Source organism: Sphingobium wenxiniae, assembly GCF_007830065.1.
Taxonomy (GTDB): Bacteria; Pseudomonadota; Alphaproteobacteria; order Sphingomonadales; family Sphingomonadaceae; genus Sphingobium; species Sphingobium wenxiniae.
This window is the reverse complement of sequence record NZ_VLKK01000042.1, coordinates 1-8,546: the sequence shown is the minus strand read 5'-3', so window position 1 is coordinate 8,546 and position 8,546 is coordinate 1. Positions and strand designations below refer to the sequence as shown.

The window sequence follows — 8,546 nt, the reverse complement described above, 5'->3', positions numbered from 1 at the left end:
GCCGATCGCGCATGTTCGAATGCCTTATCCTGGGTGATAGCACTGGCGTCGGCACGGCGCGGGCGATCAATGCCCGCTACGCCCAGCAGTGCGATGTCCAGGCAACCGAGCGCGCCACTGCAGCCCAGATCCTTGCTTGGCGGCGGCCAGCCAAGCGCTACGGGACATCGATCTTTGCGATAGGATCAAATGATATGGCCGGTCAGGGACTTCTCAATAAGCTCCTGAAAATCCGAACGAGCGTTTCGGCGAAGCGTGTCATCTGGTTGCTGCCTTATGCGCGCGCCCAAGCTTACACGGTCAGTTCTGTCGCGGCGACCTTCGGCGATGAGACGCTCGATCTGATGCGCTTTCGCTCAGAGGACAATGTTCATCCTCTGAGCTATCGCGATGTCGCGCTCCGCCTCCTGCGCTAGGACCGATCAACCAACACCTCCCGACCACAGGCAGCACCCGCGCTGTTGCGCCGCGGAAAACCGCATCGCCAGCCGTGCGCTCGCTCCATTTTTCGCTGCAAGCTTCGCGCCGTAGCGCATCACGGTCTTCGGATCGTGCCAGCGATACGCCTGCATGATCGCCGTCAGTGAAATTGTCCCGGGCGATGCGTACGCGGATCGAACGGCTCGACACCGCTTTGAGCGAGCGGGCGCACCCGGTGTCGCCGGCGACCGACGGGCGAGGCTTCGCGGCCTCAAGTGCAATTTCATTTGGCCGTGGAGATAATTTCAGATAGACGCCCACACTCTTTCATTTAGGTGCTGATTGGGCTTCAGACCGCCATGCTTTTTCGTCATGCAACCCATCGCGTCCATGAGGCCCTGCAGGATACCAGGGTGGTCATGCTGGCCGGACCCCGGCAAGCAGGCAAGACCACCCTCGCCCGCTCCCTCGCGGAGAAATCCCGGACCTATCTGACGCTTGACGACGCGACGACCCTGTCTGCCGCGAAATCCGATCCGGCCGGGCTGGTGCGCGGGCTTGACCAGGCGATCATCGACGAGGTCCAGCGCGCACCCGATCTGCTTCTGGCCATCAAGGAAAGCGTCGATCGGGATCCCCGCCCCGGCCGCTTCCTCATAACCGGCTCGGCCAATTTGATGACGCTGCCCCGCATAGCGGACTCGCTTGCGGGCAGGATGGAAATCATCCGCCTCTTACCGCTCGCCCAATCCGAGATTCTTGCGCAGCCAGCACCGCGCTTCCTCGAGTCCCTCTTCGCCGGGCGAGCGCCGGAACCCGGAACGCTGCGGCTCGGCGGCGACCTCGTCGATCTGGTGCTGGCCGGCGGCTATCCGGAGGCCGTCGCGCGCAAAAGCTGGACCCGACGCCAGGATTGGTACGACAACTATGTCGAGGCCGTGGTCGAGCGAGACGTCCGCGACATCGCCAACGTCGACCAGCTCGACCGCATGCCGCGCCTGCTTCGGGCGCTTGCCGCTCATGCCGGACAATTGATCAACCACGCGGGTGTCGGCGCCGGTCTCGATCTCAATCATGTGACGACCCAGAAATATACCGGGATCTTCGAGCAGCTGTTTCTCGTGCGGACCTTGCCGCCCTGGCACAATAACGCCCTCAAGCGCTTGACCAAGAAACCCAAGCTGCATTTCCTCGATTCAGGCCTGCTGGCCGCGCTCACCGGCCTCACACCCGAAAAGGTGGCGGCGGATCGCTCCCGTTTCGGCGCCATTCTCGAAACCTTCGTGTTCTCGGAGATCCTCAAGCTCACGGGCTGGTCCGACGACCGCTTCTCGCTGAGCCACTTTCGGGACAAGGAGCTGGATGAGGTCGATATCGTCCTCGAGGACCGGGACGGGCGGATCGTCGGCCTGGAGGTCAAGGCGTCCGCGACGGTCCGCTCCGAGGATTTCTCGGGCCTGCGCAAACTCGCCGCTGCGACGGGGCAACGCTTTGCGTTCGGCGCCGTGCTCTACGATCATGAGCAGACGATAGCCTTCGGCGACCGCCTGGCCGCAGCACCGCTCTCCAGCCTCTGGGGCTGACGACCACAGCCGGCTGCGAGGGATCCTCAGCTCTCCCCAGTGGCCGATGCCGACAGCCGCGCCGCCATCCGCGCACTTGCCCCGCTTTTCGCCGCGAGCTTGGCGCCGTAGCGCATCACCGTCTTGGGATCGCGCCAGCGATAGGCCTGCATGATCGCGGGCAGGCTCTCGCCCGCCGCGAAATTGTCCTGCGCGACCCCGACCCGGATTGAATGGCTCGACACTGCTTTCAGCCAGCGCTGCAGCTCGGCCTCGCTCATCTCTCCCAGCAACTTCCGATCGAACGCGGTCCGGATCAGCCGCTTGTAGATCAGCGTGATGCTGTTGGGGTGCAAAGGCCCCTGCCCCACCGTCCGCACCGACCCGTCGAAATGCGTCTCGACCCGGCGAAACAGAGCGCCCGTGTCGATATGGCCGGCGTCGCGCCAACGGGCGATCGCGCGCATCGTCGCCGGCGAGAGATAGGCAACCGCGCCCTCGCGTTCGCGATCGGTCTTGCTTTCGGGAATGAACAGGGTGCCCGCCCCCTCCCCGTCCGGACCCTCGATCGCGTCGACCATGATCGCGACCAGCTCCGAGCGCCGGCAACCGCTGTCATAGGCGACGCGCAGTAGCGCCTCGTCGCGAAGCCCAAGCAAGTCGCGGCGGCAGGCTTTCAGCAGGTGCGCGAGGCAGACGCCGCTCGCCGGGCTGTCGAGGTCGGCGATGTCGCCCTTGAAGCGCAGCGCCCGCGCCTGGCGCTGGCGGGTGCCGAGCGTCTTGCGCGCCGCCTTCAACTCAATCCGGACCAGGGGCGCGGCGGTGGGGTCGTCGAGCCCGGCCATGCGATAGGCCCAGCCGACATGGACAAGGTAGCGCGCGATCGTCGCGGCTGCGCGCACCTTCTCGGTCGAGGCATCGATCCCCGCCAGCGCGCGCACCCAGCCCGCGACCATCTCCGCGTCGGCGTCGATAGCGCGCACGCGCGCGGTGCGGCACCTCAGGGCAAAGTGTCACAGCCGACAAAATGACGAAATCTGCGGCCAAAGGGGATTCACTTCACCCCCCATATGTGCTTGGTTCAATCCTGTTATGTTGCACGCTCCGATCATCGGCGACGGCCGCCCGCAACTGGATATGCCGTCGTTGTTGGAGATGCTTGCGCGGTCCTCGTCTCGACCGCGCTACGCCTTCGTGGTGCTCAATCTGATTGCACAGGTTTCCCGTTCCGATGGCAGCGCCGGGCCGCTGGTAGCCAAGGGTGGCGCCCTCATTCCCTTGCGTGACTGGCTTTGCGATGCGCTGACTCCGATGGGGCAGCGTGACCCTCGGCGCGTTGTCCTGGAAGAGCGGATACGGAGCGATCTGGAGATATCAGGCGCATTACCAGCAGATGCCGATAAGGCCACGGTGGTCGTCGATGACGCCATCCGTGAGCAAGTGCGGGCGTCGGGCAAAACGAATGTGAGCCGGGCGGTATCCGAACTCGTGCGCGTCGGCTTGCTCAAGCGGCACTATCAGGGCTATTGCGTCGATCATCACAATCGCGGGGCGCAACGCCAAGCCGTCTATGTTCTGGCAGGGTCCGCGCGGGGCCTGATTGGCGGCAGACAAGAGCAGCCGAGAGCGGTTCCAAGACAGGCAGAACTAGCGTTCTGATCGCACCGGAATTCGCCAAATTTAACATAACTATTATTATCGATCTTGATGCGTGTAGCAGCAACGTTCAAATGTCACAGTTGCGCAAAGTAGAGATGTCTCACTTGGGCTACCGTGCCCTCCGGCTGTTCGGAGGTATTGAGCATGGCGGTGTTGCGTATGAGTACCGAGGAGCTTTCGCGGGTCGAGACGCTGATGCATGTGGTTTCAGGTCGCATGACCGTCACCCAGGCCGCAAGGCTGATGAGCGTCAGCCGCCGCCACGCCCATCGACTGCTGACGCGTTACCTTGACGATGGATCATCCGGGCTTTTGTCGCGCCGCCGTGGTCGACCAAGTAACCGGCGCTTGGATGATGCCATCAGAGATCAGATTGTCGCACTGGTTCGGACCCATTATCATGATTTTGGGCCTACATTGGCTGCGGAGTATTTGGCCGAACGGCATGATCTCCGGATCTCGCGTGAGAAGCTGCGGCAGATGATGATCGAGGCCGGGATTTGGAAGGATCGTCAGGCTCGCCGTCCTCGCCCCTATCAGCCGCGCTACCGCCGGGATTGTCGGGGCGAACTGATCCAGATCGACGGCTCAAAACATTGGTGGTTCGAAGACCGCGGCCCGCAATGCACATTGCTGGTCTATATCGACGACGCGACCAGCGAACTGATGCACCTCAGGATGGTCGAGAGCGAGAGCACCTTCGCTTACATGGAGGCGACCCGCGCGTATATCGAACGGCACGGCAAGCCGGTGGCCTTTTATTCCGACAAGCACAGTGTTTTCCGGAACGCGCGGGCCAGCGCCGCGCGTGGCGACGGGATGACGCATTTTGGTCGCGCGCTCGATGCTCTGAACATCGAGATCATCTGCGCCAACTCGCCGCAGGCCAAGGGCCGGGTCGAGCGGGCCAACGCCACCTTGCAGGATCGCCTGGCCAAAGCGATGCGACTGGAGGGCATTTCCTCGATCGAGGACGCCAACGCCTTTCTTGACAGCTATAGGACCAGGCACAACGAGAGGTTTGCCCGCCCCGCCTTTGATGCCCGCGATCTGCACCGCCCCCTCGCCCCGCATGATGATCTGCGCGCAATCATGGTGTGGCGTGAGCAGCGGACCGTGACGGCGGCGCTGACGCTGCATTACAACAAGGCGATGTTCATTCTGGAGCCGAACGATGTCAGCTTGGATCTGGCGCGCAAGCGGGTGGCGGTCTGTGAATATCCCGACGGCCGACTGGAGATCGAGCATGAGGGCCATGTCCTGCCCTATCGTCAGTTCGACAAGATGCGGCAGGTGAACCAGCCTGCTATTGTCGAGAACAAGCATCTGGACGCGGCGTTGTTGCTGGCCAGACAGATGCAGGCGATTATGCCGCATCATCGCAAGCGCAACAACGACGCCCCTGCCCGCCGTGACCAGCCCATGCATATGTTTCAGGCGTTTGCCGCGCTCATCCTGGAACCCGACGATCATTCATTTTTGTGTTCGCGATTGAAGCCGGCAGAAATGAGACAGCCAGCTTCCTGAGCGCGCGGGGCTTGAGCGGACGCGAGTCCGCTCAAGCTTTTCCGACCCGAAATACTTCATTCGTCGTCGCCCCCATCCGCGATCATGCTTTTTTGAACAGACAGTTTTCCAGCGTCAGGTCGGCCACGCCTTCCGTCAGGGCACTGGCTTCGCGGCGCAGTTCATGGACCTCGCCGCTGGTCGCAGCATGGGCAGTGTCACCGGCCAACCGGCGCTTGCCGGCTTCCATGAACTCCTTCGAGCAGATGTAATACAGGCTCTGGGGAATGCCTTCCTTGCAGCACAGCTCGGCAATGCTGTCCTCACCGCGCAGGCCATCGAACACGATGCGGATTTTGTCTTCGGCCGAGAAATGCCGCCGCCGCGTCTGCCGCCGGATGTCCTTCACTACCCGCTCGGCAGGGACCTTGGCCGGCGGTTTTTTCAAGGAGTGTTGGGGCTTCATCTTCGTTCCTTCGTCACTGCGACGAAGCCCCAACACTCCCTAATTCCCAACCTCAAATCTGTGCCATTGGTGTGGACGGGGAACAGCCGGAACATCATGCTATGGCTCAAATGATTAAGTCGTCACCACGCCCTAGAACCGTACGGTGAGCGCCCCCCCCCAAGTGCGGGGCATATTTGCATATCGTACAACGCTATCCTGGAGCCCCTGAACGCTCGTCCAATAGTATTTATTCGTCAGATTTCGTACGAAAATGTTGAATTGATACTTAGAGTCATTTGTTTCGAGACTCATATTTGTATCAAATACCGTGTATGGTGCGATTTTGAAGAACGAGTCATTGATCAGATCGGCCTGCTGGCTGCTTGAATAGCGACCCGAACCGGTGAGCCGGGCGTTGAAATTGCTACCAACGTCGAAACCATAGCTCAGCATGGCATTCATTTGCACCTTCGGCGTGAACGCAAAACCCGTTCCTGCGAAGTTATTCTGCCGTCCATACTGATCGAATCCAAAATACTCGTCTATCTTCGACTTGATGTATGTTCCACTGACACGAGCTGTTAGCCCTTTTACCGGGCTGAACGATACATCGCCTTCAAAGCCATATAGATGAGATTTTGGAATGTTAACAATTCTATTTAGGTAAACGAAGATAATATCCGGCACGGCACCAAAAACCTGCTTATCTTTGTAGTCATAATAGAAAGCCGATCCGTTGATCGTCACTCCAGCGGCAGGCGACAGCTTGAAGCCTGCCTCAAAGGCGTCGACCCGCTCCTGTTTTGCGGGAGCATATTGCGTCGCTACGTTGGCATCAATATTGGGAAACGCGCCAGATTTGAAACCACGCGTGAACGATGCGTAGAGCAGGCTATGTTGGTCGATGTGGAAATCGACGCCTACGCGGCCTGCGAAATTATCCTGCTTCAGGCTCTGACGAGAGAGTTCCTGCGGCGGTATGGGTATGGTGCCGCCAGACGTGACAGCAGCTTCCAGGTCGCCATTATAGGTAACGCAGCCCCCTGGCGCGACGTTGGAAGCGATTCCGTTGGCGCGGAAAAAGACGTTCCAGACCGAAGCAATGCTGTTGTCGCCCTGATCGAGAGTGCATCCCACAAAACGTGCTTTATCGCGCGTGTAGCGAGCGCCGAGCGTGAGCTCCAACTGAGACGTTACCTTGTACTGAGCCTGGCCGAAAATTGATGCTGTATTGACGGTCTGCTGAATCGTGTCGGCCCAGTCTGTGAAGCCGTAAAGCACATCTTCCTGCTGTGCGAGACTTCCTCCTTGAGCAGCGACCACCTGCGCCGAAAGTTGACGAAGCGGCCCGACGTTCGTTCCGACCGGGCTCCAGTTGGAGTTATTTTCGTTGGTCCTGTCACGAGCATAAAAAAGGCCCGCGATCCAATTGAGCTTGTCGGTCTTGCCGCTCAGGCGAACTTCCTGCGAAAAAGACTCGATTTTTGCGCGATCTATGGAAATTGCGTTCGGAATATCCCATCCGGAAATGTCCTGGCCCTGCTCCTGACGATAGTGCGAATAAGCGGTCAGAGCAGTGAGATCGATCCCATCCACAATTTCCCAATTCGTGCGAAGGGATAGAGCGAATAGCTCATTGTTACGACGGTACTGGTTGATGGGGACCGGATTATATTTGGTTCCGCCAACCGTACCTTGAAAAAAGAAGGGCTTGGTTGTCCACTTCGCCTGGCTGGCATTTGTGGGGACGAAAGCCTGATTGACGATCGCCTGCCCAGGGAGACCCAGACCATCGAGTGTACTTGCAATACTCGCGGAGTTTTGCGGCGTAACCGTCATATTGACGGCCTTTGGAAATACCGAGACCACTTGGCCGACCTGGGTGTCCGACTTGTCGCGCCACCAGTTGCCGGCAATAAGGAACGACAGCTTGCTTGATGGTTTCCAATCGAACTGAATTCGGGCGCCGGCGCGATCGACTTCTCCAAGGCGACTGCCATCGGTGATATTTTTCTGCCATCCTTTAGTAGAACGCTCTGTAGCGAACGACAGACGACCGTTCAGGGAGTCGGTGATAGCACCATTAATCGCACCTTCGCTATTATAGCTTCCATAGTTTCCGCCTCCAACGCGAAGGAAGCCGCTGTTCTCCGCGCTCGGTTTTTCGGCGATATTGTTGACAAGGCCACCGGTCGTATTACGTCCATAAAGCGTCCCTTGCGGCCCCTTGAGTATCTCAATTCGTTCCATGTCAAAGGACGGGCCTGCCGTCATCGCGGGATACGGGTACGACACTTCGTCATAATAAATGCCAACCGGCGACGAGGATGATGCGTTGGGTGTATTGAACCCCACGCCACGGATTGTGTAAATCGGCGCGCTGCGGCTCGATGCTGCAACGGTGAAGCCGGGAACGAGCGCAGCCACGCTCTTTACGTCAGTGGCACCCAATGCCCGGAGTTGATCATTGCTGAAAGCCGAGATTGATATGCCGACATCCTGCGTGGATTGAGCCCGCTTTTGAGCGGTCACGACTATATCGCCAAAAACGTCGCCTTGATTATCTTGAGAATTAGCCGGCGGACTAGCTTCATCGACTGCTGTTGTGGACTGAGCCGATGCAACGTCACAATTGAATGCTAGGTTCATTACTGAACCTGAAAGCAACAGTGCGCGGACGCACGCCCTCTTATATTGGAATTCCATGATACCCCTCTCCCTTTTTCATTTATGACACGTTCGCCATGACTACGGCGCCATATATTAGATATTATATTTGACGGTCACGTCGCTGTGGTACCTGACTCTGTCTTCTGACCTCCACTGCTGTAATAGCGTTGCGAAGAAGGCTGGCAGGGCTCTGTTGCAAAGATTGGCGGCAGTCAGAGGTAGGCTGTCGCTCTGCGCCGATCAGGCGGCTGCTGCGAAATGGTGGTTGAGCATGCCCATGG

At 59.3% G+C, this 8,546-nt stretch carries 6 protein-coding genes and 2 pseudogenes; 4 read left to right on the top strand and 4 right to left on the bottom strand.

What is annotated here, in order from left to right; translation table 11 throughout:
* Positions 1–416: hypothetical protein (locus tag IQ35_RS20150; RefSeq protein ID WP_242003426.1), on the top strand; the 416-nt coding region annotated here is incomplete at its 5' end.
* Between the two features lie 6 nt (positions 417–422).
* Here the strand turns inward: IQ35_RS20150 and IQ35_RS21665 are convergent.
* Positions 423–645, bottom strand: a pseudogene (locus IQ35_RS21665) (hypothetical protein); the annotation flags it as partial.
* 194 nt (positions 646–839) lie between these two features.
* Between IQ35_RS21665 and IQ35_RS20140 the strand changes: the two are divergent.
* Positions 840–2,003 carry an ATP-binding protein gene (locus IQ35_RS20140; RefSeq protein ID WP_200894572.1) on the top strand — a complete coding sequence of 388 codons (1,164 nt, stop codon included), beginning with the start codon at positions 840–842 and terminating at the stop codon, positions 2,001–2,003.
* 26 nt (positions 2,004–2,029) lie between these two features.
* Here the strand turns inward: IQ35_RS20140 and IQ35_RS20135 are convergent, their stop codons facing one another.
* Positions 2,030–2,938, bottom strand: coding sequence for a tyrosine-type recombinase/integrase (locus IQ35_RS20135; RefSeq protein ID WP_145076037.1), 909 nt, complete (start codon positions 2,936–2,938; stop codon positions 2,030–2,032).
* A gap of 136 nt (positions 2,939–3,074) precedes the next feature.
* On the opposite strand from IQ35_RS20135, the gene IQ35_RS20130 reads away from it, so the two are divergent.
* Complete coding sequence (locus IQ35_RS20130) at positions 3,075–3,641, top strand: hypothetical protein (RefSeq protein ID WP_145076034.1); 567 nt, start codon at positions 3,075–3,077, stop codon at positions 3,639–3,641.
* Positions 3,642–3,785: 144 nt separating this feature from the next.
* On the top strand, positions 3,786–5,168 hold the full coding sequence (locus tag IQ35_RS20125; protein WP_145076031.1) for an ISNCY family transposase: 1,383 nt from the start codon (positions 3,786–3,788) through the stop codon (positions 5,166–5,168).
* 18 nt (positions 5,169–5,186) lie between these two features.
* Here the strand turns inward: IQ35_RS20125 and IQ35_RS20120 are convergent.
* Both IQ35_RS20120 and IQ35_RS20110 read right to left on the bottom strand, forming a co-directional pair.
* Positions 5,187–5,613 (bottom strand): annotated as a pseudogene (locus IQ35_RS20120) (transposase); the annotation flags it as partial.
* A gap of 132 nt (positions 5,614–5,745) precedes the next feature.
* Positions 5,746–8,301, bottom strand: coding sequence for a TonB-dependent receptor (locus IQ35_RS20110; RefSeq protein ID WP_145076028.1), 2,556 nt, complete (start codon positions 8,299–8,301; stop codon positions 5,746–5,748).
* Positions 8,302–8,546: the final 245 nt, after the last annotated feature.

Excerpts from the sequence above, each read along its gene's own strand:
- IQ35_RS20110 (WP_145076028.1), bottom strand. The coding sequence starts at position 8,301 with ATGGAATTCCAATATAAGAGGGCGTGCGTCCGCGCACTGTTGCTTTCA.
- IQ35_RS20125 (WP_145076031.1), top strand. The coding sequence starts at position 3,786 with ATGGCGGTGTTGCGTATGAGTACCGAGGAGCTTTCGCGGGTCGAGACG.
- IQ35_RS20130 (WP_145076034.1), top strand. The coding sequence starts at position 3,075 with ATGTTGCACGCTCCGATCATCGGCGACGGCCGCCCGCAACTGGATATG.
- IQ35_RS20135 (WP_145076037.1), bottom strand. The coding sequence starts at position 2,938 with ATGGTCGCGGGCTGGGTGCGCGCGCTGGCGGGGATCGATGCCTCGACC.
- IQ35_RS20140 (WP_200894572.1), top strand. The coding sequence starts at position 840 with ATGCTGGCCGGACCCCGGCAAGCAGGCAAGACCACCCTCGCCCGCTCC.